The following is a 26,955-nucleotide window of genomic DNA, read 5'->3' on the forward strand; positions in this document are numbered from 1 at the left end:
TTTTCAGATTGCTAATGTTCATTATTTTAAATTTTGATAAAAGTGTGACATTACTAACGACAAAGTAGTGACATTTATATTTTTATAATTAAAAATTAACTGTAATCACTTATAATACTAAGTGAGGTGTTTATATGTTAAATGAAGCTAAATCATTTATTAAAACAATGCATAAAGAATTAAGTTACGATGAACATGCTACATTAGATAGAATTAAAGAAATTGAAATTGCTATTCAAACAAATGGCACGTATGAACATACAGTTGAAGAACTTACTTATGGTGCTAAATTGGCCTGGAGGAATTCGAATCGTTGTATTGGTCGATTTTTCTGGAATTCATTAACTGTAGCAGACGCAAGAGATATTCAAACTGAAGATGAATTTATAGCTACAATTGAAAATCACATAACAACTGCAACAAATAATGGGAAAATCAAACCTTATATCACTATCTTTTCACAGCATCAGCCACCCCAAATTTATAATAATCAACTCATCAGATATGCCGGTTATTCAGATCAAGGTGACCCTGCCGAACGAAGTATAACGCAACTTGCTGAACATCTTGGATGGAAAGGAGAACATACTCACTTTGATGTCTTACCTTTAATTTATAAAATGCCTGAAGGTAATTTAAAGTATCATGTTTATAACCCGGAATTAATAAAAGAAGTTCCTATAGCCCATGACCGCTATCCAAAGTTAAAACAACTCGGTTTAAAATGGTATGCCGTTCCTATCATATCAAGTATGGATTTGAAAATTGGCGGCGTTACATATCCCACAGCACCATTCAACGGTTGGTATATGGTAAATGAGATTGCTGTTCGTAATTTTACAGATAGCTATCGTTATAATTTGCTAGAAAGTGTTGCAGATGCATTTGAATTTGATACACTTAAGAATAATTCTTTCAATAAAGATCGTGCACTTGTTGAATTGAATGATGCAGTATATCATTCCTTTAAAAATGAAGGCGTCTCTATTGTTGATCATTTGACTGCTTCTAAACAGTTCGAACGATTTGAAAAGAAGGAAACAAAAGAAGGAAGAGATGTTACTGGTAAATGGTCATGGTTAGCACCTTCGTTATCTCCAACATTGGTGTCAAATTATCATCATGGTTATAAGAATGAAATTCGAGAGCCTAATTTCTTTTATAAGCAATCAACATCTAAGGGTTGTCCATTCCATTAAAACTCTATCCTTACACATATGAACAAGGGGTAACGTCACATGAAACTTTATTATTTAGGCCCAAAAGGGACATTTTCATACTTAGCGACAAAACAATATAAATCAGAATCTGAAATGGATTTTGAAGCCAAATCTAACCTGTACGAAGTTGTACAAGCTGTTTCTAACGATGATAACAGTATCGCCGTAGTACCAATTGAGAATTCAATTGAAGGGACGATTAATATTGTCGCAGATGCATTAACGCAACAAAATATTTTTGCGCAAGGTGAACTTCATTTAGACATTCAATTCGCGTTGTATGGTTCTCAAGATGCTACAGTAAATGATATCTCAAAAGTTTATTCTATTGCGCACGCGATTAGTCAAACGAGCCAGTACATACAAAAGCAAGGCTTCACGTATGACTATGTAGACAGTACGATTAAAAGTTTGGAAAAAATAACTAATCACGTTGGTGCCATTGCACCTTTAGGTAGTGGCGAAGCATACGGCTATTCACCTATTGCGGAAAACATACAAGACTTTCCACATAATGTAACGCGCTTTTTAGTCGTGAGTAACCAACCGAGTAGTATCGAGGATGTAGAAGATGCGAGCGATACATTATTACTCATCACGCCTCAATTTGACAAGCCTGGTTTATTAGCAAGCATATTAAATACTTTTGTTTTATTTAATATTAACTTGTCTTGGATTGAATCTAGACCTTTAAAAACACAACTTGGAATGTATCACTTTTTTGTGCAAGCGGACACACCAATCAATGAAGATTTGGCCAAAGTTATTAAAATTTTAAACACATTAGACTTCCAAGTTTCAATTATTGGTTCATTCAATAAATTAAGTTAATTTTATTTTTACGTAAATCCATTAGACAAACCAAAAACCCTCCATTCATTATTTAGAAATGGAGGGTTTTATTTATCTATATAATTATTTAAGTGGCAATGGTTTGGTTACATCTATACCTAATACTGGTGGTACTAGGAAGTAAACAACGAGTACAATAACTACAATGCTTATTATGTTGGCCCAAAAGCCGACAGATGCCATCTTTTTAATACTAATGCGTCCTGTACCAAATACAATTGCATTCGGTGGCGTACCTACTGGAAGCATGTATGCACAGTTTGCCGCCATAGCTGCAGGCACCATTAGTAATAATGGATGAACATTTACAGCAACAGATAACGTTGCAAGAATTGGTAAAATCATCGTTGCAGTTGCAGTATTTGATGTGATTTCAGTTAAGAATAGTACAAATACGGTAATGACTATTACAATAATTAAAGGACTCACACCTTCTATCAATTTCAACTGATCGCCAAGCCATACTGCTAATCCACTTGATGCTATCCCTTTCGCTAACGCAAGCCCTCCACCGAAGAGTATCAGTACGCCCCACGGTAAATCTTTAGCCACGTCCCAATCTATAATACGTTTATGTTGTGCTTTGTTCTTCGCAGGAATTAAAAATAGTAAGACTGCGATAAACATGGCTATGGTCCCATCTGCTATTTCTGAGGTGTATGTCCAATTTTTCAATAAAAATTCTCTACTTATCCATAAGAAACTGGCAAGCATGAACACAATTAAAACTACTTTTTCTTCATATTTCATCTTACCTAATTCGTTTAGTTTCCTTTTAATTAACGCTTTTCCACCTGGTAATTCTTTCATATCATGTCTAAAAGCTATATATCTTATGTATGCCCAAATTATGAACAATAAGACAATAACTGTTGGCACACCAATAATCATCCATTTAGCAAAACTAATTTCTTCACCAAATGCAGATTGATATTGTCCCTTTAATATAATTAAAGGCGGCGTCCCAATTAAGGTTCCAAGACCACCGACTGTACCGAGCATAACCAATTGCTAATACTAAAGATTGTTCAAACTTAGTAATACTTGAATCTTTAGTATCTTTACTTTTTAATTCATTGGCTTCTTTAATAATTGCTAGACCAATCGGAATCATAATCATAACAGCGACAGTGTTCGATACAAACATGGATAAAAAACCAGTCGCAATCATGAATCCTAGCAAAATCTTTCCTGTACTTGTCCCTAATGTATTGATAATTGTTAGAGCAACCCGGGTATGTAAATTCCATCTTTCCATGGCAATAGCTAAAATGAATCCCCCAAGGAATAAGAAGATAATATCATTACCATATTGCGCTGAAACTTCTTCTGGACTTAAAACATGTCCAATTGGCATCAGTATTAATGGTAATAAACTCGTTGCCGCAATCGGAATGGCTTCAGTAATCCACCACGTTGCAATCCAAAGTGTTGTTGCTAAAACAAATATACCTTTAGTTGATAAACCTTCAGGCTGTAAAAATAGTAATGTTAAAACAAATAATAGTGGCCCCAATATTAAACCTATTAATTGTCCACTGTTATAAGACTTCTTTTCTTTCTTGTTAGAAAAAAACATTAAATAATGTGACCTTCTCATATCCCCTTTTTTCAAATCGTTCATATTCGTCCCCCTCTAAAGTTACTTTTCTGAATATTCATAACATTTCTTAGTTTATAACATAATATAATCCTAATGAAATATCAATGCTAAACCGCTTACATATAAAGTCTTTATGGTGTCAACGTAGCATTGTAATCATGTTTAATTAAACTTAACAATATTTTAAATTTTATCATCATAAGATAAAAATAAATTCTTAGTGTCCTTCAAATACATTTTGGGCGGCCATTCATCAAATTCATTTTGAGCAATAAGTATATTTTTATGTTTTATATTATTATAACTTTGAATCCGAACTGCATATTTCTCCATCGCTCCAACAAATTTATTTTGATAAATATTTAAATTACTCCCAGCTTGAGTTGATCTTTGTTTCCCTTTTAAATCTTTTGCATTTTTACCATCTTTAACTGCTAAAAAACGAACACCACCAAGCACAGTTTTTAAAAATATTATGATGAATATACGTATCTTTATATTTTAAAGGTGTTAGTGCATATTGCTTTATCTCTTCAAATGTATTAAAACGAATATGAATATTTTGATAAAATTGATTATAACGACTTGCATGAGAACCAATCGCCCTGTTCCATGACTGCATCGTAGGCGTATTTGAATTGCCAAAATAACAATTTTCTATTATTACATTTTTTGTAATCGTTCCGTCTGTCGTCCCAAATTTAGGAAAAGCACCTGGTACTTGAATATCTAACTGAATTGCTTCTGAAAACGTTCTTGTCCCATCACTATCATTGAATCCTAAAAATTTACAATTATTTATATATAATCCATTAACTCCACATGCATCCAGCCCATGGCCACCTATAATGTCTTTAAAGGTCACATCGACGATTTGAATATCTTGGGCATGTCCCATACACATTGCTGTATTATTATATGGGAAAGCATAGCCGTTCATATCAAATGTTCCTCCTGCAATATAAATATGGCTATTGCCGTTATAACCATGATAAGGTTTAAACCTTCTACCATTTTTGAGTAATGCATCTTTCCCACATCTTTTAAGGACTGCGCCTTCATCTAGCAACAATGTTGTAGACTCATAAATAACCAATGACTTGCGTATATGAAATTCACCTTTAGGTACATATATCGTTGTCGAAGGATGTTTTTTTGCATAATTCAATGCACGTTGCATTGCTCGTGTATCTGCGCTTTTACTTTCACCTTTTAATCCAAATTGCTTTGCATTAATCATCATAGGACAATCCCTCTCTTTCTCAATACTTTATAATAAACTTAATTGAGTATTTTCAAACGCGCTTGTTGTAGCTTTATTGATTTATCTACTTAGTATATAATACTTATTATCTTTAATATTAGGAGTGTTCGCAAATTATGAAAAAAAGTGCACTTATTGTAGTGGATTATTCAAATGATTTTGTTGCAGATAATGGAAAAATGACTTGTGGCATTCCAGGCCAACAAATTGAACATTATATTGTGGAAAGAATTGAAGCATATAATAAAAAACAACAGAACATTTTCTTTATGATGGATTTACATTTTGAAGAAAATAGTTATCATCCTGAGAATAAGCTCTTCCCTCCTCACAATATTCTAGGAACATCTGGGAGAGAACTTTACGGTAAAGTAAATGATATCTATCAAAATATATTATTTAATGATCACATACATTTTTTAGATAAAACACGTTATGATGCTTTTTGTGGTACTTCGTTAGATATTTTGCTACGAGAAAGAAATGTAACACATTTAGAAATTGTTGGTGTATGTACCGACATTTGTGTATTACATACAGCGATTACTGCCTATAATTTAGGTTATTCCATTAGTATTTCACATAAAGGCGTTGCTTCATTTAATCCAACGGGCCATGATTGGGCTTTAGATCATTTTAAAAATTCCTTAGGTGCTGAAGTAGAATAACTATGCAAACTCATGATAAAATAACATTAACTATATAAATAAGGAGAATTTAGATATGGCAAAAACTTATATTTTCGGACATAAAAATCCAGATACAGATGCTATTGCATCTGCCATCATCATGGCAGATTTTGAACAACAAACAGGTAATTCGGAGGCTGCGTCTTACCGTTTAGGCGAAATAGGCCCTGAGACGCAATTTGCTTTAGATCATTTCAAAGTAGAAGCGCCAGAATTACTTAACGATAATCTAGCTGATCAAAATGTTATTTTAGTTGACCATAATGAATTCCAACAAAGCGCAGATTCAATTGCTGACGCTACAATTCAACATGTCGTAGATCACCACAGAATTTCTAATTTTGAAACTGCGGCGCCTTTATATTACCGTGCTGAACCAGTTGGCTGTACAGCAACAATTTTATACAAAATGTATAAAGAACGCGGCTTTGAAATTAAACCTGAAATTGCTGGCTTGATGATTTCTGCAATTATCTCAGATAGTTTATTATTCAAATCACCTACATGTACTGAAGAAGATGTACAAGTCGCAGAAGCATTGAAAGCGATCGCCAATGTTGACTTAGAATCTTACGGTTTAGATATGTTAAAAGCAGGTGCTTCTACAACAGACAAATCAATTTCAGATATCTTATCTATGGATGCAAAATCTTTCAACATGGGAGATTATTCAACTCATATCGGACAAGTTAATACTGTGGATATTGATGAAGTCTTTGCACGTCAAGAAGAATTAACACAAGCTATGTTAGAAACAAGTGCAAATGAAAAATATGATTTATTTGTATTAGTCGTGACTGACATCATTAATAGTGATTCTAAGATTTTAGTAGTGGGACCTGAAACAGACAAAGTAGGTAAAGCTTTCAATGTTGAACTTGAAAACAATACTGCATTCTTACCTGGTGTAGTTTCACGTAAAAAACAAGTTGTACCACAAATTACAGAAGCTTTAAACGAAGTCGTTTAATATATATGATAAACACTGAGTGGACAAAGAAACTAAACACCTAACCACTCAGTATTCTGGAACATAGTAAATATGTTCCAGTTTTTTATCCATTTCCATAAGCATAGCGACATCTCATACTAGGAGGAATATCATTTGAATTCAATAGAGCAAACTTTCCATAATAGTAAACAATATTTTAATACTCACGAAACCAAAGATCTTAAGTTTAGAAAAAAACAACTCAAACTGTTGGGTAAAAGTATTAAAAATCATGAAAATGAATTACTCGACGCACTTCAACAAGATTTAGGAAAAAACAAAGTGGAAGCTTATGCAACCGAGATTGGATTCACTTTAAAAAGCATTAAGTCAGCACGCAAAGAGCTTAAAAATTGGGCGAAAAGAAAACAAGTGAACACGCCCCTTTACTTATTCCCTACTAAAAGTTATATCATGAAAGAGCCTTATGGTACTGTCTTAATTATCGGACCTTTTAATTATCCTTTCCAATTACTTATTGAACCATTAATTGGCGCAATAGCGACCGGAAATACAGCTATACTTAAACCGTCAGAATTTACACCACACGTTGCAGATATAGTACAACAAATTATTGAAGATGTATTCAACACTGAATATATTAGTGTATGCCAAGGCGACGCAGAGACTACACAATCACTTATACATTTACCTTTTGATTATGTCTTTTTCACTGGCGGCGAAAAAGTAGGGCGTATTGTCTATCGTGCGGCTAGCGAAAACTTAACACCCGTTACTTTAGAATTAGGAGGTAAATCTCCTGCGATTGTAGATGAGTCAGCAAATATCAAAGTAGCGAGTGAACGCATTTGTTTCGGGAAATTTACGAACGCCGGTCAAACTTGTGTGTCGCCAGACTATATTTTAGTTAACCGAAAAGTCAAAAGCCAACTCATCGCGGCACTCAAAAATACAATCACTGAATTTTATGGTAAATCTATACAAGATAGCCCAGATTTCGGTCGTATCATTAATCAAAAACATTTCGATCGTTTAGACCATTTATTAAATGTTCATAAAACAGAAATTGCATTTGGTGGTCAATCTGATGCAGACGATAAATACATCGCTCCAACCATTTTAGATGGTATTACTTTCGATGCTAAAATAATGGAAGATGAGATTTTCGGCCCTATTTTACCAATCATTCCGTATGATGATTTTGATGAAGCGATTGATTTAATACGTACTAAACCTAAACCACTCAGCTTATATTTATTTAGCGAAGATGAAAATGCAACAGAACGTGTACTTCATGAAATTTCATTTGGTGGCGGTGCGATTAATGATACGTTGATGCACCTCGCAAATCCAAACTTACCTTTTGGTGGTGTCGGGGCATCGGGTATTGGACAATATCATGGTAAATATAGTTTTGACACGTTTAGTCACGATAAATCTTATGTATTTAAATCTACAAGGCTTGAATCAAGTCTCATATTCCCACCATACAAAGGGAAATTTAAATACATCAAAACATTTTTCAACAAATAGAAAATCACCTAGTATGGCAATGTATTATCCATACTAGGTGATTTTTTAATTTTTTCAGTTGTCTTTATTTTAAAAATTGTACACAAACGCCCTCTGGTGCTGATTCATGATGATCAACTTTTTCTAATTCTCCCGTAATTTTATCACGTTTGAAAACCGTCAATGTATAGTCACCTTCTTGGTGTGCACAAACTAAGAAATCGTCTGAGTCAGTAATGTTGAAATCACGTGGGAATTCACCACCACTTGATACAATATCAACAAATGAAATCGTTGAACCATCATCGCTTACTTTAAAAATAGCAATACTATCGTGGCCTCTATTCGTGATGTATAAGAATTTTTGATCGTGTGACTGTCTTACTGTCGCTAATTTTGTATCACCTTCAAAATTTTCTGGAATTGTTGAATGTCGTTGGATTTCGGTGAATTTTCCATCCTCATATTTTACTGTACTTACGACATTTGATAACTCATGGACAACATAAGCAAACTTCCCATTTTCATGAAAAGTAATATGTCTTGGTCCGTCCCCTGGTTCAAAATCACTCACCGCATGTTCACTAAAACCATGATCATTAAATTCGTATGTTACTATTTTATCTGTACCTAAATCGATTGCAACTACATATTTTTCATCTGGTGTTGTACTGATAAAATGCACATGTGGCTGATCTTGTCTTTCATGTGGTCCAGTTGGATAATTGTGCTCTAACTCTTGAATCAAACGTATGATTTCACCTGTTTCAGGATTCGCTTCATATAAGCGCGCTAATCCAACACCATAAACAGACTCAAAAACAAACTTTCCGTCTGGTGACACATCTACATAACAGCCGCTACCCTTTGTAGATGCGAGGCATTTATTAATTAAACTGAGTTTACCATCTTCTTCTATTTTAAGACTTGCAACACCGCAATTATCTCCTTCACGTGTTACAGCATATAAAAATGAATTATGTTGATTTACATAAGTTGATGCTTCTAATTCATATCCTGTTTCAACTTCTGTTACGCTTCCAGTTTGTTCATCTAATTCAAAACGATAAACGCCTTTGCCCTCTTTTTTTGTATACGTACCAATATAACCTGTTGTCGTCATGTAAACCCCTCCATATTGTTATAGTTTCATTTTAATAAATATCTATACTAAATGACAATATAATGATTATTACCACTTTCTATCAAAGTACAATTAAATTTTTCATGCTTTATTAATTTAAAATAAGGAAAAACTTCTTGCAATTACACGAACGTATGTTCTATTATTATGTTGAGGTGATTTTATGATTCCGGAAAAATACCAAAATGAAAATGACTATAGAAATATACCAAGAGAATTTCTTAATGCCAATATCCCGCAAGGTCGTGGCATGGTTAAATGGGCGCCATTTGCTACTTTGCCAGAACAATTCGAAACAATTCAACAATATTTAGTAGATCAAAATAAAATTGACCGTCCTATATTATCCGACGATCAATTAAATGAATTAAATTTACAGCTTCATCAAGCGTTACATACAGATTCCTATATTTATATTGAATATTATCAAGCGAGGTTGGTTGGAAACGGCTCATATAAAAATTAAAAATATAGATATGACTCATATGTTTTTAGAAGGTTATCCAATCTATACACATGAAACAATTCAACTTTCATTATTTGATATAACTAGAATAACTCAAGACAATAGTTAACCGCTTTTCTATACTTGCGGCGCAAGTTTACAGTTCGCAGTCTTCTCGACTGCATAAGCCACCGTAACAACTTCGTTGAACGGATTTATTGTTCGCAGTCTTCTCGACTGCATAAGCCACCGTAACAACTTCGTTGAACGGTGGCTAAAAAAATACTGCCAACGAAAGCCTAAAGGCTTTGTCGACAGTATGGGAACACTCTAAAGTGTTCTATTAATAACTTAATTATTCGTTTCAATATCTGAAACAATTTCTTTTGTTTTACTTTCAATATCTTCGAAGTCTTTTTTAAAGATATAAGCGAAAACTACTGCACCAACACCTGCTGCTAATGACACAGTAAGAATTGTACCTAATACAAATTTAAATAAACCTTTAATAAAATTACACATTCTGATTCACCTCAATAAATTATTAACATATCTATCAATAATGATAGCATACTTGAAAGCATCAATAAATATATACCCACTTTTCATTTCTTTAATCTAAATATTAAAAAATGGATTTATGATATTATTGGAGTAATGCAAAATCAATAAATTTTAGTCAATATGTCTTATTTATTTTAACATTTTCTTCTCATCAGAATAAAGATAGATGTTATATTTATTATTATTATAAGTAAAAAAAGGGCTAATATCGTTAAATATTAGCCAATTCAATGTTAGTTATTCTCATCTTATTGACCCCACCAAGTGGAGACTGCATCTTTGAAAGCATCATAATAATTTGACATAATAATCACCTCATTGAATTTGTCTATCTGATCGTCCCTTGATGTTAACTCAAGCATAACTACTGGTCATACGTAATGCAATTAACAAAGCGTTACAATGAAGTTACATTTTTGTAAGATTACACACATAAATAGGAGTTTTAAACTATGCAATCAGTAAAATCAGACATCTTAACACATCGAGGTTCACACTTTGATTTAGGTGTACAAACAGCACAGTGGATGCAACAAACCCCTTACTCAAAAACAGAGAGAAAGAATGGAAAAAACGTATGCCCCGCTTTGATATCCATATCAAAGAAACATATGACATTTTCCAAACGTACGCCCCGCAAATTTGGGAAGAAATTAGAGGCATGCAAGAAGTACTTAATCTGCCTACCCGCCAAATGATTCTTAACTTTGCACACTATCGATTCACACCATTGAAAAACAGTGGCTGTACGGTCTTTTTAGGTCAGGACTATATGGTGCGAAATTATGATTATCACCCCGCAACTTATGATGGTCGTTACTTATTGTTCCAACCTACTGATGGCGGATTAGCGCAAATAGGCCCTACATCACGTGTAACAGGGAGAATGGATGGTATGAATGAATCTGGTCTATCCATGGGCTACAACTTCATGCACAGAAAGCACCCAGGTGATGGTTTCGTCTGCTATATGGTCGGCAGGCTTATATTACAATATTGTAAAGATGTACCTGAGGCCATACAATTACTAAAAGAACTTCCCCATAGAAGCTCATTTAGTTACATTGTCATGGACAAACATTTGAATCATGCGATTATCGAAGTTTCTCCTCGCTCCGTTGATGTTCGTTACGATCGTACTTGTACGAATCATTTCAAATTATTAACACATGAAAATAGAAATTTCACAAAAGAATCTAAAGAACGATTAAATCGACTCCTTAAAAAAGAACCCGCATCACTAGATAAAATGAGCGCATTTAATTTATTCAATAATCCGGAATATGAAATTTATAGTAAATTATTTAAAAGTTGGTCTGGGACAATTCATACAAGTATGTATGAACCTCAATCATTAACAGCACATATCACTTTAGGTGAAAATAAAGCCCCTACCATAATAGACTTTGGCAAATGGCTCGATGGCGAATCATTAGATATTACTTCAATTAACGGGCATCTTGACACTGATTTAACCTTTGCCACTTATTAATATTTGTCATTTTAAATCATTTATATTATAAAAAGAGCCAGAAAGTACTTAATTAAATGTACTTCCTGGCTTTCTCTATTCATGTCAACATAGAGTTAATTTATATAAATGTCCCCATGATCCGTATAGAACTCTAAAATATGCTTTCCTGCCCCTACTTTATTATCTTTAAAATTGTTGTTGATAACTTTAGAAGTCCCATCAGATGGATTCAATTTTAGCAATGTATCTTGAGGGTCATCATCATATGACATGAAAATATCACCATATTGTGTAGAGGCTCTAAAATGTGATGCAATATCCATTCGACTCAAATCAATTTTGCCGTGGTCAGCTAACAAGCACCGACTTTTCAATCAATGATTTTTTACTCGTTATACTCGCCTGTTTCGTTTTAATATTCGCATTAGTAATTTGGCTATGCTTTATATCAAGCGGTGAACTCACACCTCTATAATACAGTTTGTCTAACACTACATCACTTAAAAACACACGTGCTCCGCCAGTAGCCTTCATTGAAATATGTGCATCTTTTGCATTGATACTATCAATATTTATAATATTCGTCTTACTAGATACATCTAAATGATTTAGTTTTTTATCTGGCACAGTCACTACCATCTCATCATCAAACTGTCTAAACGGATTAAAATTCAATCCATAATGATCTTCTGTATTATCAGTCTCATGAACATGTAGTGTCTTGTTTTTATTCGTAATATCAATATTCTTTTTCCCTTTATAGGTCACTGAAAATTTGTCACCTTGCTTAACCTGAACCTTACTATTTTGGCTATCTAGGTTTAAATTTTCTATATCTTTATCATTAACTTCTTTATTCACAGAATTGAGTTGGTTGTTTTGTTTTTCAAATCCAAACCAAGCGACACAAGCTAAAAGAAAGCACACGATAAATAATGTTAAGCCGCTAAAAAATAACTTCTTCATTCGACTGCACTTCCTTTAATTGTTTTAATATTCCAACGTAAGTATTTTAAAATCACTCGATAAACAAATTGAGCAAATTTTGCAATAATGACAAATAATAAAAGACCTAATCCTGTATACGAAATGGCAAATAAATAGTTACTTATAGCAAAACTAAAATTATCATTAATTATGCCGTTGATAATCAATAATAGCGGACTAAGTGCGAAAAATAATGCAACAAGTAATAGTACAAACATGAAAATGCCAACAAATATCATAGGGATTAAAATAATGATTAATGATAATATTCCCATACCCAGAGATGCCATAATTGCTCTCACGATTGTATTTATATTAGGACGAAACTCCGCAGACACAATCGCATTTCTCGCCATAAGCTCTTTGCCTATCTTTTTAGGAGATTCAAGCGCTCCAATGATTTGATATTCATTTTTCCCTTCACTTTCTTGATCAAAAAAATATTCCTCATATTCATACATCACTTTATCGCGTTCACTTCTTGGTAATTTATCTAATTCTTGCTCTAATTCATTTAAAAAAGTGATTTTATCCAAAATATCTACCGCCATTCAAACTTAAGTTTCGAAGCAAAACGTATATGTAAAATCAAAAATGACATGCCCTATAGGAATGTCATTTTTAATTTTTATATCTTGTGTATTTCAATTTTCTTTATTTTATCATGTTTATAAATAATAAATAACTTTATTTGATTTTTCTTATCTTTATATATTATAGCATTAAAGCCTTTGCGCAACTTTTTTTGTTTATAATGTGTTCCTAGTGTCTGTGTAACTTCTCCAACATTATTATTGATCGTTCCATTAAAATTAGTTTGCACTCTAGTATCGCCAGTTAAGGTTATACCTTTAAGTTGAGAATCCTTTTTATTCACTTTGAAGATTAAATTAGGATGCTCTCTTTTTGAATAAAGACGATGTCTTTTTAAAATGACTTCATCTTTTTCAACGTATTCACTAATATTAATTTCAGACCCTATTTTGACACGATCAATGGATAGTTTTGATAAATCGGTCGAGTGTTCTTGCTTTATATAATTAACTAATAATACTGTCACAGTAGCTATTGTTATACACGCAAAAAATATAAAACGCTTATGTAGTCTATGTATTTTCAATGTTGTCACCACGCTCTACTTTACTTATTAAATATAGCATAGGTATTTGTCACTTTCATCCCTGAAGAAATCTTAAAACATATTACTTTTATATGTATTAATAATTTTCTTTCATATTAAAATATTGATATAATAATATCTAATCAATTAAAGGGGGAACTATTATGACAAGTTTAGAAACTTATTTCAAAAACAGTCAACCGCTTGATCAATATATTGAAGCTATGACTGAAAACAAAGAGAATTTACTATCAATATATCATTCATTCTCAGCACCAGAGGATGATAGTCGTCTTGAAAAAATTAAAGCATCAAACTATAGCAAAGTTCTAGTTATCACTGAAGATTGGTGTGGAGATGCTATGATGAACGTGCCTATTCTTAAACATATTAGTGAAAGATTAAATATAGAAGCTCGTGTCTTTCATCGTGATGAAAACACTGACTTAATCGATCAATACTTAACAAATGGTACTGCGAGATCTATACCTATATTTGTATTTTTAAATGATGATTTTGAACAGCAAACAGTTTGGGGGCCTCGTGCAAGACAAGTTCAACATTTTGTAGAGGAAACGCGTTCCAAACTTCCCGCAAAAGATGATCCTACATTTGAAGATAAATCGTCTGAATCATATGCAATTATTTCTAATCGCTTTAAAACAGACTCACAAATGTGGAAATATGTTTATGATTCAATTTTAGATAAACTAATTATAAATTAATAAAAGACGTATGAATTAAGGTGTTATAACCGTTAATTCATACGTCTCTTTTTTATGACTCAATCTTCGGTTATCTTTATTTTAAATATCTTTTTTAGATACATAGAATATATTAACTACGAATAATACTACAATCGATGCTTGAAGTAATAAACCACTGCCAATTAGAGAATGTGTAATCACCAGTTGTCGTTTTAGAAGTTAAGTAACTAAATGGAATATATTTCAAGGCATCTTGAATATTGTCACCAAATTTAGGAATCATAGGTATAAATGGTTCCGCAAAAGGAACAAGTAATATTAAGAATATACCTAGAGTAAAGATTAATGCTGTTTTTGGTACAACTAATGAAAATAAATATAATAATAATCCAAAGAATAAATGGAATAGAATGAAGAACCAAAGTAATTCAAAGATTTTATCAACTTCTATATTTTTACCATCAACAATTTGTTCTACGATTAATACAAAACCAACAAGTATTGCTGTAATAATTATGGCGATTAGTATAATTGAAATCACTTTTGCGATAACATAACCCACACGACTTGATGTTTTATTCATATATAATTGAATTGTACCTTGTGAAATATCACGGGTGATTGTCTTGATTACAAATAGTAAGCCCATGATAGAAAAGAACCAACTACCAATAGAAAGTAGCATATTGCCGTCTATTTTATCAGATTGCTTGAACAAATAAAACTGTAAATCCAATTAACGGAAGTATTGTTAAGAGTAATGCTAAATACGTTAATGGGCTTCTAATAATGCTATAAATGTCATATTTCACGAGTTGTAAACTATTCATTATTGGCCACCTTTCTGATTAATATTGAAGTAAGTATCACGTAAAGAACTCTTGCGTGTTTCAATAAATTCAGGGAAAATATCGATATTGGATAAACCTTTAAGTACTTTTTGATAACTTGATTGTGCTTTAATAATGATTTCTCCATTTTCTCTCTTAGATTGAATCACATCGAAATTTTCATTTAAATATTCTAAAGCATTATTGAAATTATTTTGTTCTATGATTAAAACTGTAGAATCCGTTGGTGCCCCTTCTTTCATATCAACATCTTGAACAAAATTACCATCACGTAAAAATACTGCTCTATCGCAAATTAATTCAATATCCTCAAGTTTATGACTAGAAATCAAAATTTTCATATCCAGTTCTTGCACAAGTGATTGAATTGTTTTCAATACATCAATTGATCCGTCAGGGTCCATACCATTTGTTGGCTCATCTAAAATAAGGTACTTGGGTTTGTTCATTAATGAAACGACAATGGCTAGCTTTTGTTTCATTCCCATTGAATACTTTTTAACTTTTTTCTTCACATAAGGTCTCATACCAAAGGCATCAATGATTTGATTTGCATATTTTTTATCAAACCCCTTACCTAATACATTGGCAAATAATTTCAAATTATATAAACCTGATTTATTATCATACAATTTAGGATGTTCAATAAGGTAACCGATATTGTCTTTATTACCTATCTTTACCTCCCCTTTGTATTTGATAATATTTCCGTTCATGACTTTCATTAATGTTGTTTTACCGACACCATTTTTACCAATTAAACCTACAATTTGGCTTTGTCCAAAATCAAAATTAATATGATCTAAAACATTGTTATTGCCATACGTTTTTGTTATATCTTTTAATTCCATAAATGCGCCTCCTTTTATTATTAAATTAATTTTTTATATTGAATGATGTAGCTAGCTACAAAGCAAAAAATACTTAAAGTTAAAAATCCATAGTTAAAAATAGTTTCAAAATAATTTAATATACCCAGACTATAATTAAATAATGTACATATTCCAACTACAAGTAGCACGATTATGACAGGTATTAAAATAACCATCGTAAGTAAATAAATGATATAAGAAATGTAATCAGATTTTTGTTCTGTATATTTTTTGAAAGCTATAGGTACTGCAAAGAAATTTACTGCAATGTATGAGAATGGCATTGAAATATTAAAATCAATATTACTTGTTGATACATGAGAATTCGGCATTGTATATAAAGATAATATTGTCGCCCCAACTAATGTAAAAATAATAACTGTTAAATAATTAGCATTCAATAATGACTTTTTAGAAACTGGTAAACTTCCAAAAAAGTCATAAGCCATTCTGTGCCCAAGCTTACTATTAAAACGAAAAACATGTCCAGAATCTAGTATAGAAACAAAAAGTAATATCATCGCAACTGCAGAATATAACGCATTAGTAAAAATACTATTAGGTATTATGATTAATTGCAGTGGGGAAAACAATAATAAGATTGCATATATTACGATTGTCCATTTACGTAATTTTAAATTTCTAATAAGTAAATTTTTCATCTAATGCCCCCAGTTGTTAAGTCTCATAATTTTTTTGTTCAGTCTTCTGGGTTCCTTTTTCAAGGTAAACCATTAAATCTTCAATCGTTGGCTTAGTTATTGCAACCTTGTTTCCAAAAATTTCATTAAATATATTAGCATGTTCTGTAAGTGCGATATATCCAGTTTTGTTTTCTTCTATATAGTGTGTTAATTGAATTAATTCTTCATCCAATTGCTTGCATGTCACCTTTAACTACTTTGAATCTATTCAAAATGTCATCCAAAAATTGATTCAGTACAATTTCACCATCTTTTAAATACACTAAGTAATCAGCGATTTTTTCTAAATCAGAAATGATATGAGTGGAAATAAATACTGTTTTCTTTTCATCAATGAGTTCTTTTTGAATTACATCCAAAACTTCGTTTCGAACGATTGGATCTAACCCTGATGTTGGCTCATCTAAAATAAATAATTCAGCATGATGGCTAAAAGCAATAGCAATAGACAACTTCATCTTCATACCAGTTGAGAATGTTTTGATCTTCCGCTTATAAGGTAAATCAAATTTTTCAAGATAATATGTAAATAACTGATGGTCCCATGTACTATAAAATGGTGAAACATACTGTTCAATTTTTTGGATATTCCATTTATCATTGAGGTACAATTCGGAATAAACGAAACCAATTTTATTTTTAATAGCTTCAGGGCGTGCTTTCATTTTTTGGTTAAAGATTAAAACATCTCCGCCATCAGGCTCAATTAAATCCATAATCATTCTAATAATGGTCGTTTTACCCACACCATTTGCACCAATAAATCCAGTTATAAATCCTTGAGGAACACGAAAACTAATATCATTTAACTTGAATTCTTTATACTGATAATTTACAGCATTTAATTCGATTGCGTTCATTCATCGTCCTCCTCAAAAATCATTTCTAAGATTTCTTGTAATTCTGAAAGTGGCATGCCTATAGTTTTTGCTTCTTTGCTTATTGATTTAGCCATTGTTTCAATCACCATGAACTGTTTTTCTTTTAAAATTGAACTATCTTGCTCTTTCACATATGTACCCTTACCTCTAATAGTAAAGACAAAACCATCTTTTTCTAAATCTTCATATGCGCGCTTTGTAGTTATAACGCTAACGCTCAAATCATGTGCTAATTCCCTCATCGAAGGTAAGTGTTCACCAGGAGCAACGTATCCTTTTAAAATATTTTCTTTGATTTGTTGCTTAATCTGTTCATAGATTGGCTGTTCACCACTATTTTTCAAAAGTATTTTCATGGACGTCCTCCCTTACAACTGTATATACACACTATATACAATGTATACACACTTGTAAAGTATAAATTTATTCAAACACCCATATAATTACTCATTAAAAGGGACGAGTTAACATAAAAAAGCTATAACTAAGATTTTGCATATCGCTTCATCTCACTTATAGCTTGTTTTAACAATGTTACTTATTTTGTTTATCTTTTTTCTTACGCTTATTATTACGATCAATAAAAGCGCAAATCATAAACATAATTGCGGCAATTAATAATTTAACACCAGAATCTTCATGACCTATGGCCTGTAAATAATAGCCTACAACGAGTAATATCATTGCCATTATGACAAATATTTTGGTTAAATGTTTCACTCTCTTCACCTCAAACAATATCATTGTACCAAACTTTGGCATTAATTTCTAAAAGCAATTTATTTCAAAAAAATTCTTGATACTTATGTATCTGTTTTTTATGATTTATATTTAAATATATTGTTTGCAGTCTATTACCTATGATGATAAAATTGTAATTGTATCCACGGATTATACTACACAACCCCAAGTCTGCGTCATCAGGCTTGGGGGTTTTTTGTGTAAGGCCACCTATTTGTCTTTCCATTTATTCTCTAACCAAACACGGAATACAACAAGTAAGCTACCTGTTAATAAAGTTGCAATCATTTCTTGCCACCACGCTATCATACTACACCTCCCACAGAAAAAAGTGCCATGTAGGATTTTTGATGGCCTATCCGTATTCTAACATAAAACAGAACGTATGTTCGTATAAATAGTTAAATTTTGAAATTTTCTGTCTAAAACAGTCACAAGACTTTAATTTTAAGCTATTTCAAGATAATATAAGGTTATCATTGAAAAAGTAAAGAGAGGTTGACCAACTATGAATCCTTTAGCTTTAGATTTAAACGAACAATTATCTAAATCAAATCCAGAAGTTGCGGACATGCTTTCCGACCTAGGAAAATTAATGTATTACCCGAAAGGTATATTATCCCAATCCGCGGAAGCAAAATCCACACAATATAATGCCACGATAGGAATGGCAACATATAAAGATAGCAAGATGTACGCAAATACTTTAAATGATATCTTCGCTCATTTAGAACCCGATGAAATCTTTCCTTATGCCCCGCCACAAGGTTTAGAATCTCTTCGTGATTTATGGCAACAAAAAACATTAAAAGAAAATCCAGATTTAGATGCAAAAGACATGACAAGACCTATCCTTACGAATGCTTTAACACATGGCTTATCATTAGTCGGTGACATGTTCGTCGATAGTGGTGATACACTCTTACTTCCAACCCATAATTGGGGCAACTATAAACTCGTTTATAGTACAAGACATAGTGCTGAAATTGAAACCTATGATATTTTTGACGAAGCTGGACATTTTACAACAGAAAATTTAGTTAATACGCTAGAAAATTATAATAAAGACAAAATCATCTTAATATTAAATTATCCAAATAACCCAACTGGTTATACACCAACAAAAGATGAAGTTCATACTATTGTCTCTGCAATAAAATCATTAGCAGAACGTGGCACAAACGTCATTGCTTTAGTTGATGATGCATACTACGGACTCTTTTATGAAGATGTTTATACACAGTCATTATTCACAGCATTAACAAATTTACATTTAGACAACTTATTACCAATTCGTTTAGATGGCGCAACAAAAGAATTTTTCGCATGGGGATTACGTGTAGGTTTCATCAGTTTCGGTGTCGGAAACGATACAACAAAACAAGTATTAGAAGCTAAAATCAAAGGATTAATTCGAAGCAACATTTCAAGTGGTCCATTACCTTCGCAAAGTGCAGTTAAATACGTGCTCGAAAATCACGAAACTTTTGATAAGGAAATTCAACACAATATCGACACGTTACAAGCTAGATATGAAGTAACGAAATCTGTTGTATATGATGAAAAATACGCATCATACTGGCGGGCTTATGATTTTAACTCAGGCTATTTTATGGCATTACAAGTTAAAGATGTGGACCCAGAACAGTTACGCCAACACTTAATTACTAAATACTCTATTGGCATCATTGCCCTTAATGCAACAGACATTCGTATTGCTTTCAGTTGTGTAGAAAAAGATGACATTCCATATGTATTTGATTCTATCGCTAAAGCAATTGAAGACCTAAAAAATTAAATTAAATAATAAAAAGGATGAAATCACATGTAATGGTGATTTCATCCTTTTTATTTATATTAACGTTGCTGTTTCAATACACGTGCCATTTCTTCAATTTTACCAGCATGTAGTGGTACATGAATTGCATTTAAAATTAACAACTCATCTAACGTACTACAACCGGCAATTGTTTCAGTTAATTCAACTTCTAATTGTTGGTCTGTTAATTTTTTTGCACGCTCAGGCAACGTTTTTAAATTTTTGATAATTTCATCCACACTTGGGATTTCTTCGTCGCCCCAATCAGCTGGATTAGATCCATAACCAAATAAGCGTGTATATTTTTGAATATCTACTTCATTTTGCTCACTTAAAGATAATGCAGATTCAAAAATAGTTAACACATGACCATATTGCCAATGTAACGTATTAGGGAAGAGTTCACTTTCATTATCTAATATACTTTCAATGTTCCATTTGTCATAGTCTGATATTAAATAATTAATACCTGTATCAATCACATCGTACACTGATTTTTTTGTCATAGTTAATCTCCCTTTCTTAAAAAAGCTTCACATAAATAATAATTATAAGTAGCGAATAATATTTATGCTTACTTTCTCTACCCTCAATAAGTTGTTTTTACTCACTTAATCCATTTATATCCATAACTTTTTTAATTATACATGTTAAATAATGCTATAGATTGCTTTCAAATTCAATTTTTTATACTTTAGGATTTAATGATTAAATATTACTAACGTATCGTGTGCTTTTAATCATCCCACTTTGAACGTAGGACACAAGAGCAAAAATTATTTTGAGGATATTCAGGCTCAAAATATTTCACAACATCAGATTTAATATTGCCAAACGTTGTTTCAGGTTTATGTTTAAAGCCTTCATAAAAAGCTGTTAATACATCTTTTTTAAAATTACCACGAGGAAATTTATTTACGATTGCTTTTCTAATTTCATCTGAATACTGGTCCCAATTGTCACTCATAACATCCATACCAACACCATGATATAATAATGCAACATTATTCTCTTTATGCTCAGCCACACCTATCGTCGTATGTAATGCTATTGAATCCCAAGCAAGTTGTAAATCTTGGTCATTATAATTGTGTGTATCTAAAAATTGGCGAACTGCATTTGCGCCGTCTACTTCAAATCTCAGATCATCACTACTATATTGGTTTGTTAATCCTAAATCATGAAAGAGCGAACACATATATAAAAGTTCTTTATCATATTTCAAATGATCTTGCATGCCTTTAACTTCGCCAAATAAATATACTCTATTCGAATGGTTCCATATTAACTTATTACCATATTCATGGACTACTTCTTGTGCTTCTTGGATTATTTTACTATCTGGGACAACAATTTCATTGATATCTTTTAACATAATAAATTCCTCCTTGGTTACAATATAGTCTCTATAGATATGTATATCAAACTATAGATCATTCATCATAAAAAAGACGCCTTCCACTAAGTTAAGTAACTTAACGAAAGACGTCTTATAAATATTATTTAAATACGCTCTTTTATAAACTTTAATTTTAAAGTTTATAATCTATTACATCATACCTGGCATGCCGCCCATACCGCTTGTGCATCATTACTGCTTTCTTCAGGGATATGCGCAACAACCGCTTCAGTTGTTAAGAACATAGTCGCTACACTTGCCGCATGTTGTAAAGCTGAACGTGTAACTTTAGTTGGATCTACGATACCGAGCATCCAGCATATTCACCCATTCATTTGTAGCGGCATTGAAACCAATACCTACATCAGCATTTTTAAGTCTTTCAACAATAATCGAACCTTCTAACCCGACGTTTTCTGCAATTTGACGAACTGGAGATTCTAATGCTTTTAACACAATATTGATGCCTGTTGCAATATCGCCTTCAGCTTCAATTTTAGAAACTTTGTCATAAATATTCATGAATGCTGTACCACCACCGGCTACAATACCTTCTTCAACAGCGGCTCTAGTAGAGTTCAAAGCATCTTCAATACGTAATTTACGTTCTTTTAATTCTGTTTCACTTGCGAGCACCAACTTTAATTACAGCTACGCCTCCGGCTAATTTAGCTAAGCGTTCTTGTAATTTCTCTTTATCAAATTCAGAGTCCGTCTCTTCAATTTGAGATTTAATTTGGCTTACACGTGCATCAATATTATTTTGGTCTCCATTACCATCAACCACTGTTGTATTATCTTTAGTGATTTCTGCTTTGCTTGAAGTACCTAACATGTCAATTGTTGCATCTTTTAAATCTAAGCCTAAGTCATCAGTAATCACTTGTGCGCCTGTTAAGATAGCTAAATCTTCTAGCATCGCTTTACGACGATCTCCGAATCCAGGTGCTTTAACTGCAACTGCAGTAAATGTACCGCGCATACGGTTTAATACGATATTTGTTAATGCGTCACCTTCTACATCATCTGCTACGATTAGGATAGGTCTGTTAGATTGAACAACTTGTTCTAATAATGGCAGAATATCTTGGAAAGATGAAATCTTTTTATCTGTAATTAAAATGTATGGTTTTTCAAGTTCTGCAACCATTTTATCTGAATCAGTTACCATATATGGAGATTGGTAACCACGATCAAATTGCATACCTTCAACGACTTCAAGTTCAGTATTAAAACCACTTGATTCTTCAATTGTAATTACACCGTCGTTACCTACTTTTTCCATAGCTTCTGAAATATATTTACCAATTTCTTCATCAGTTGCTGAAATAGATCCAACTTGCGCAATTTCATTTTTATTATCAACGTTTTGAGAAATTTCTTGTAATGCGTCAATAGCTACGTCTACAGCTTTATCGATACCTTGACGTAAACCTACAGGATTTGCACCACTTGTTACGTTTTTCAAACCTTCTTGTATCATTGCTTGAGCTAATACTGTAGCTGTAGTTGTTCCGTCACCTGCGATTTCATTCGTTTTGTTGGCAACTTCTTGTACTAATTTCGCTCCCATATTTTCATATGGATCTTCTAATTCAATTTCTTTTGCAATCGTAACACCGTCATTTGTGATTAATGGTGATGTATATTCTTTATCTAATACAACATTACGCCCTTTTGGTCCAATTGTAACTTTCACGGCGTTAGCTAATTTATCTACACCTCTCAACATAGATTGACGTGCGTCTTCGGAAAATTTTAAATCTTTCGCCATATTACTTTACCTCCATGATGTTCGTATTATTTGTATATTTTTTAGTTTTAATTTTGATTATTCTTCTATTACTGCTAATATATCGTCTTCGCTAACGATTAAGTATGTGTCGTCTCCACGCTTAACTTCAGTTCCGAGCAAATTGTTGGAAAACAACATTGTCGCCTTCATTCACTTCAGGAGCAACTCGAGAACCATCTTTTAAAATACGTCCTGCACCTACTGCAATTATCGTACCTTCATTTGATTTCTCTTTAGCGCTATCAGTTAAAACGATACCACTTTTAGTTGTTTGCTCTTGTTCTGTTTTTTGAATAATTACTCGGTTACCTAATGGCTTTAACATTGATTGTTCCTCCTTAAAATACTAAAATTTTTAGCACTTAATCATTGTGAGTGCTAATACACTTTCTATAATAATCAAAGTTGGTCAATATTTCAAGTTAAAACCATTACACTAAATTTTGTGTGAAAAGCTATTTTACGATAAAATAGAGTATATTCTAATTTTTGGAGGTTCATTATGTCTCGTATATGGGTGTCCATTTTGACATTAGTTATTTATGGCCTTGCACAGTTTGGTCCGATTTTCTTACAAATGGCTGGCTTATTTAACAATTTAAGTGGCAAAGAAATCCTCTTTGCTAATATTTATTCACAGGTAATTTTGTTTATTATAGTCGCTTTCCTAATCATACTAATAAACTTTTTCATTGCCAATCCTACACAACTAGAGTTACAACCTAAAGAAAAGAAAAGATATGTTATCCTTTGGGCAATCGTAGGTTATATGATTGTTATGATTTATCAAGTCATTGCGGGAATGATAAATATGTATGTATTCGGCGCACCTCAATCTAGCCCTAATACGGAAAGATTGATGAAAATAGCACAAGAAATCCCGATGTTTATCATATTAATTTCAGTTGTAGGACCTATACTAGAAGAATTCGTATTTAGAAAAGTAATATTTGGTGAGTTATACAACATATTAAAAGGTAATAAAACTTTTAAATTTCTCATTGCCGGAATTGTAAGTTCAATTATCTTTAGTGCTGCACATGCAGATCCATCATTCTTTATCATCTATTTTGGTATGGGCTTTATTTTCTCAGCATTGTATGTATATACAAAACGTATATGGGTACCTATCTTAGTACACATAATGCAAAATGGCTTTGTCGCTATTGTACAAATTTACTTTGGTCCTGAAAAAATAAAAGAACTACAAGAATCTGCATCATTTATATTTAATTTTATGTTTTAATTAAATTTTAAGTTATATAAAATAAATGGAAGAACTCAATGTTTATTACATGAGTCCTTCCATTTTTTATTTGTCTATGACACGTTAAATGTCAAAAGCTATTCATTTTCGTTTTTGTTTCTGCGATAAACGAAATATCCTACCACTACACCTATAAATATTATCGTTATTGCAGTGATTAAAGCAAACAATGTCCGTTCGAATTTAATATCAATTGTGTCTTTCGATTTCTTGTCGTTTGTACGCGTCGATTCTTCATCACTACTTGAATGATATTCGTATTTACCAGATGCGGCACTTTTGTTTTCTGGCGTTTTTAAGTCAGGCATAGAACCTATTTCTCCAGTAATCAATGCCAAAACTTGTTTATCTAAATTTTTATAGTAATCTCTTGATTTTAATGGATTAAAATATTGAAATTTAAAATAATTTGTTCCCTTTTGTAACTCATTTAAAAACGCATTATCTGAAAAACTTTGACGTCTTACAATAGAAGTAATATCTTTGTCAGATACACTATCAACATTATTATTAAGCTGTTTAACTTGGTTCAAAATAAAAGGATTATATTTAAAAGAACCTGGAGACATTTGATTAAATCTATTAACTAATCTGCTGTCACCTTGATTTGAATTTTGACTTTTTTTCTCTGTTCTCAAATCTCCATAAGTCACAACATTATTGTTACTGCCTGCTATATTTTCATTTGATTGTGCATATTGCTTATTTGCATTTTGATTCTTACCATTATATAAGTTTGAAGATGTGTGTTCATTTTGAGAACTTCCTGAGTTTGAATGATTCACTGAACTGTCTGATGTATTATTTTTACTACCCTGGTTATAATGATTTGATCCAGATGATATGTTGGGGCGCAGTGGTTTATTAGGCTTCGGGGGTTCTGTGGTATTGTTATCTCCTCCGCCTTCACTCGGTTGTTCTGGTTTAGGTGTTTCTGTTGAACTTCCCCCATCATTTTGTGGTTTATCAGGATTTGACGGTTCTGTTGAATTATCGTCTCCACCTTCACTTGGTTGTTCTGGTTTAGGTGTTTCTTCTGAGTCATCTCCACCACCTTGTGGGTTATCAGGGTTTGATGGTTCTGTTGAATTATCTTCGCCACTTTCTCCTGGATGTTCAGGTTTTGGCTTCTCTTCTGAGTCATCTCCGCCACCTTGTGGGTTATTCGGGTTTGTCGGTTCTGTTGAATTATCGTCTCCGTCCTCACTTGGCTGTTCTGGTTTAGGCTTTTCTTCTGAGTCATCTCCGCCACCTTGTGGGTTATCAGGGTTTGATGGTTCTGTTGAATTATCGTCTCCGTCCTCACTCGGCTGTTCTGGTTTAGGTTTCTCTCCTGAATCGTTGTCACTATCCCCTGTATTGTTTGAACCCGATGATTGATCATCTTCCTCTGACTTATCTGGCTCAGTAGCATCGTCTGAATCACTATTGTTAGAGTTACTATCATTTGGTTGTTCCGATGATGGCTTCTCTTCAGTTCCGTTGTCACTATCTCCTGTATTGTTTGAATCTGATGATTGATTGTCTTCCTCTGACTTATCTGGCTCAGTAGCATCGTCTGAATCACTATTGTTAGAGTTACTATCATTTGGTTGTTCCGATGATGGCTTCTCTTCAGTTCCGTTGTCACTATCTCCTGTATTGTTTGAATCTGATGATTGATTGTCTTCCTCTGACTTATCTGGATTAGTAGTAGTGTCTGAATCACTATTGTCTGAATCATTGCTATTTGGTTGTTCGGATGATGAAGTCGTTATAGCATCACTACTGGTTTTATTATCAGTTTGATCAGAATTTGAAGGTATTTCATTCTCACCTGAATTATTTACTGGCTTAGTGCTATTTTGCACATTCCCATCTATATCTGATGCATTGATACGCTTATGGTCTAAATCAGTATTATTCATAGTCGTATTCTTATTGTATTCATCTAGTCCTGTCTCTGCCCCTTGTGTCGGTTTAGAAATTAATGTAGCACTTAGTGCAATTGCAAAGCTAGATACAATAAATTTATGTGAAATATAATTTTTCATAATCTCACCTCCAAATAAATTTTCTTATATTCCTTATCAGTATATTAGAAATCGTACTAT

General features: G+C 32.6%; 22 protein-coding genes and 8 pseudogenes. 10 read left to right on the plus strand and 20 right to left on the minus strand.

Translation table 11 applies throughout. The features are described from left to right. Window positions 1–134 precede the first annotated feature (134 nt). Both ABLV90_RS13685 and ABLV90_RS13690 read left to right on the plus strand, forming a co-directional pair. Window positions 135–1,199: a nitric oxide synthase oxygenase gene (locus ABLV90_RS13685; RefSeq protein WP_427706936.1), complete on the plus strand. Its 1,065-nt coding sequence runs from the start codon at window positions 135–137 to the stop codon at window positions 1,197–1,199. A gap of 39 nt (window positions 1,200–1,238) precedes the next feature. Continuing rightward, window positions 1,239–2,051, plus strand: coding sequence for a prephenate dehydratase (locus ABLV90_RS13690; protein ID WP_460872776.1), 813 nt, complete (start codon window positions 1,239–1,241; stop codon window positions 2,049–2,051). Window positions 2,052–2,135: 84 nt separating this feature from the next. Here the strand turns inward: ABLV90_RS13690 and ABLV90_RS13695 are convergent. Together ABLV90_RS13695 and ABLV90_RS13700 are read right to left on the minus strand one after the other, a co-directional pair. After that, window positions 2,136–3,696: pseudogene (locus ABLV90_RS13695) on the minus strand (SLC13 family permease). A 162-nt stretch (window positions 3,697–3,858) separates the two neighbouring features. Further along, a pseudogene (locus tag ABLV90_RS13700) lies at window positions 3,859–4,918 on the minus strand (glycosyl hydrolase family 28-related protein). A 137-nt stretch (window positions 4,919–5,055) separates the two neighbouring features. Between ABLV90_RS13700 and ABLV90_RS13705 the strand changes: the two are divergent. From ABLV90_RS13705 to ABLV90_RS13715, 3 genes are all read left to right on the plus strand, one after another. Next, window positions 5,056–5,607: a cysteine hydrolase family protein gene (locus ABLV90_RS13705; RefSeq protein ID WP_046466268.1), complete on the plus strand. Its 552-nt coding sequence runs from the start codon at window positions 5,056–5,058 to the stop codon at window positions 5,605–5,607. 55 nt (window positions 5,608–5,662) lie between these two features. Continuing rightward, window positions 5,663–6,598, plus strand: a complete 936-nt coding sequence (locus ABLV90_RS13710; RefSeq protein ID WP_460872777.1) for a manganese-dependent inorganic pyrophosphatase — start codon at window positions 5,663–5,665, stop codon at window positions 6,596–6,598. 135 nt (window positions 6,599–6,733) lie between these two features. Beyond that, on the plus strand, window positions 6,734–8,113 hold the full coding sequence (locus ABLV90_RS13715; RefSeq protein ID WP_460872778.1) for an aldehyde dehydrogenase: 1,380 nt from the start codon (window positions 6,734–6,736) through the stop codon (window positions 8,111–8,113). 64 nt (window positions 8,114–8,177) lie between these two features. On the opposite strand, the gene ABLV90_RS13720 is transcribed toward ABLV90_RS13715, so the two are convergent. Next, complete coding sequence (locus tag ABLV90_RS13720) at window positions 8,178–9,215, minus strand: lactonase family protein (protein WP_460872779.1); 1,038 nt, start codon at window positions 9,213–9,215, stop codon at window positions 8,178–8,180. Window positions 9,216–9,399: 184 nt separating this feature from the next. Here ABLV90_RS13720 and ABLV90_RS13725 point away from each other — a divergent pair. After that, window positions 9,400–9,631, plus strand: a pseudogene (locus ABLV90_RS13725) (YolD-like family protein); the annotation flags it as partial. 401 nt (window positions 9,632–10,032) lie between these two features. Here ABLV90_RS13725 and ABLV90_RS13730 read toward each other — a convergent pair. Beyond that, window positions 10,033–10,203 carry a hypothetical protein gene (locus ABLV90_RS13730; protein ID WP_107514816.1) on the minus strand — a complete coding sequence of 57 codons (171 nt, stop codon included), beginning with the start codon at window positions 10,201–10,203 and terminating at the stop codon, window positions 10,033–10,035. 494 nt (window positions 10,204–10,697) lie between these two features. Here ABLV90_RS13730 and ABLV90_RS13735 point away from each other — a divergent pair. Continuing rightward, a pseudogene (locus tag ABLV90_RS13735) lies at window positions 10,698–11,737 on the plus strand (C45 family autoproteolytic acyltransferase/hydolase). A 95-nt stretch (window positions 11,738–11,832) separates the two neighbouring features. Here the strand turns inward: ABLV90_RS13735 and ABLV90_RS13740 are convergent. The 4 genes from ABLV90_RS13740 to ABLV90_RS13755 all read right to left on the minus strand — a co-directional run bounded on the left by ABLV90_RS13740 (window position 11,833) and on the right by ABLV90_RS13755 (window position 13,766). Beyond that, window positions 11,833–12,042, minus strand: a complete 210-nt coding sequence (locus ABLV90_RS13740) for a hypothetical protein (protein WP_460872780.1) — start codon at window positions 12,040–12,042, stop codon at window positions 11,833–11,835. 25 nt (window positions 12,043–12,067) lie between these two features. Next, window positions 12,068–12,685, minus strand: a complete 618-nt coding sequence (locus tag ABLV90_RS13745; protein WP_460872781.1) for a DUF4097 family beta strand repeat-containing protein — start codon at window positions 12,683–12,685, stop codon at window positions 12,068–12,070. Further along, entirely contained in the window at window positions 12,682–13,257 is a 576-nt protein-coding gene (locus ABLV90_RS13750; protein WP_080947929.1) for an HAAS signaling domain-containing protein, read from the minus strand. The genes ABLV90_RS13745 and ABLV90_RS13750 overlap by 4 nt, the downstream gene beginning before the upstream one ends. 77 nt (window positions 13,258–13,334) lie before the next feature. Then, window positions 13,335–13,766, minus strand: a complete 432-nt coding sequence (locus tag ABLV90_RS13755; protein ID WP_427707939.1) for a hypothetical protein — start codon at window positions 13,764–13,766, stop codon at window positions 13,335–13,337. A gap of 224 nt (window positions 13,767–13,990) precedes the next feature. Between ABLV90_RS13755 and ABLV90_RS13760 the strand changes: the two genes are divergently transcribed. Further along, entirely contained in the window at window positions 13,991–14,551 is a 561-nt protein-coding gene (locus ABLV90_RS13760) for a thioredoxin family protein (protein ID WP_046466277.1), read from the plus strand. Window positions 14,552–14,632: 81 nt separating this feature from the next. On the opposite strand, the pseudogene pmtD reads toward ABLV90_RS13760, so the two are convergent. From pmtD to ABLV90_RS13795, 7 genes and pseudogenes are all read right to left on the minus strand, one after another. Then, window positions 14,633–15,363 (minus strand): annotated as a pseudogene (gene pmtD, locus ABLV90_RS13765) (phenol-soluble modulin export ABC transporter permease subunit PmtD). After that, the gene (pmtC, locus tag ABLV90_RS13770) at window positions 15,363–16,235 is read right to left on the minus strand and encodes a phenol-soluble modulin export ABC transporter ATP-binding protein PmtC (RefSeq protein WP_460872782.1); all 873 of its coding nucleotides are present in this window, start codon (window positions 16,233–16,235) and stop codon (window positions 15,363–15,365) included. The pseudogene pmtD and the gene pmtC overlap by 1 nt, the downstream one beginning before the upstream one ends. A gap of 20 nt (window positions 16,236–16,255) precedes the next feature. Beyond that, entirely contained in the window at window positions 16,256–16,918 is a 663-nt protein-coding gene (gene pmtB / locus ABLV90_RS13775) for a phenol-soluble modulin export ABC transporter permease subunit PmtB (protein ID WP_460872783.1), read from the minus strand. A 16-nt stretch (window positions 16,919–16,934) separates the two neighbouring features. After that, window positions 16,935–17,820, minus strand: a pseudogene (pmtA, locus tag ABLV90_RS13780) (phenol-soluble modulin export ABC transporter ATP-binding protein PmtA). After that, window positions 17,817–18,197 carry a PSM export ABC transporter transcriptional regulator PmtR gene (gene pmtR / locus ABLV90_RS13785; RefSeq protein WP_002507153.1) on the minus strand — a complete coding sequence of 127 codons (381 nt, stop codon included), beginning with the start codon at window positions 18,195–18,197 and terminating at the stop codon, window positions 17,817–17,819. The pseudogene pmtA and the gene pmtR overlap by 4 nt, the downstream one beginning before the upstream one ends. A 178-nt stretch (window positions 18,198–18,375) precedes the next feature. Further along, window positions 18,376–18,561, minus strand: a complete 186-nt coding sequence (locus tag ABLV90_RS13790) for an SE1626 family protein (protein WP_046466282.1) — start codon at window positions 18,559–18,561, stop codon at window positions 18,376–18,378. 231 nt (window positions 18,562–18,792) lie between these two features. Continuing rightward, entirely contained in the window at window positions 18,793–18,888 is a 96-nt protein-coding gene (locus ABLV90_RS13795; RefSeq protein ID WP_230622036.1) for a Trp-rich small protein, read from the minus strand. A gap of 202 nt (window positions 18,889–19,090) precedes the next feature. Here ABLV90_RS13795 and ABLV90_RS13800 point away from each other — a divergent pair, with 202 nt between their 5' ends. After that, complete coding sequence (locus tag ABLV90_RS13800) at window positions 19,091–20,380, plus strand: aminotransferase class I/II-fold pyridoxal phosphate-dependent enzyme (RefSeq protein WP_460872784.1); 1,290 nt, start codon at window positions 19,091–19,093, stop codon at window positions 20,378–20,380. A 59-nt stretch (window positions 20,381–20,439) separates the two neighbouring features. Here the strand turns inward: ABLV90_RS13800 and ABLV90_RS13805 are convergent, their stop codons facing one another. The 4 genes and pseudogenes from ABLV90_RS13805 to groES form a co-directional block, all read right to left on the minus strand. Then, window positions 20,440–20,907, minus strand: a complete 468-nt coding sequence (locus tag ABLV90_RS13805; RefSeq protein ID WP_069815043.1) for a bacillithiol transferase BstA — start codon at window positions 20,905–20,907, stop codon at window positions 20,440–20,442. A 230-nt stretch (window positions 20,908–21,137) separates the two neighbouring features. Continuing rightward, window positions 21,138–21,776, minus strand: coding sequence for an HD domain-containing protein (locus ABLV90_RS13810; protein WP_427706918.1), 639 nt, complete (start codon window positions 21,774–21,776; stop codon window positions 21,138–21,140). 174 nt (window positions 21,777–21,950) lie between these two features. Next, window positions 21,951–23,574: pseudogene (gene groL / locus ABLV90_RS13815) on the minus strand (chaperonin GroEL). A 57-nt stretch (window positions 23,575–23,631) separates the two neighbouring features. Further along, a pseudogene (groES, locus tag ABLV90_RS13820) lies at window positions 23,632–23,920 on the minus strand (co-chaperone GroES). Window positions 23,921–24,097: 177 nt separating this feature from the next. Here groES and mroQ point away from each other — a divergent pair. After that, the gene (gene mroQ / locus ABLV90_RS13825; protein ID WP_460872785.1) at window positions 24,098–24,841 is read left to right on the plus strand and encodes an intramembrane glutamic endopeptidase MroQ; all 744 of its coding nucleotides are present in this window, start codon (window positions 24,098–24,100) and stop codon (window positions 24,839–24,841) included. A 98-nt stretch (window positions 24,842–24,939) separates the two neighbouring features. On the opposite strand, the gene ABLV90_RS13830 is transcribed toward mroQ, so the two are convergent. Then, a complete protein-coding gene (locus ABLV90_RS13830) occupies window positions 24,940–26,895 on the minus strand; it encodes an SdrH family protein (protein WP_427706916.1) in 1,956 nt (651 codons plus the stop codon). Window positions 26,896–26,955 lie beyond the last annotated feature (60 nt).

The organism is Staphylococcus sp. 2S1 (assembly GCF_046721335.1).
GTDB classification, from domain to species: Bacteria; Bacillota; Bacilli; order Staphylococcales; family Staphylococcaceae; genus Staphylococcus; species Staphylococcus equorum_A.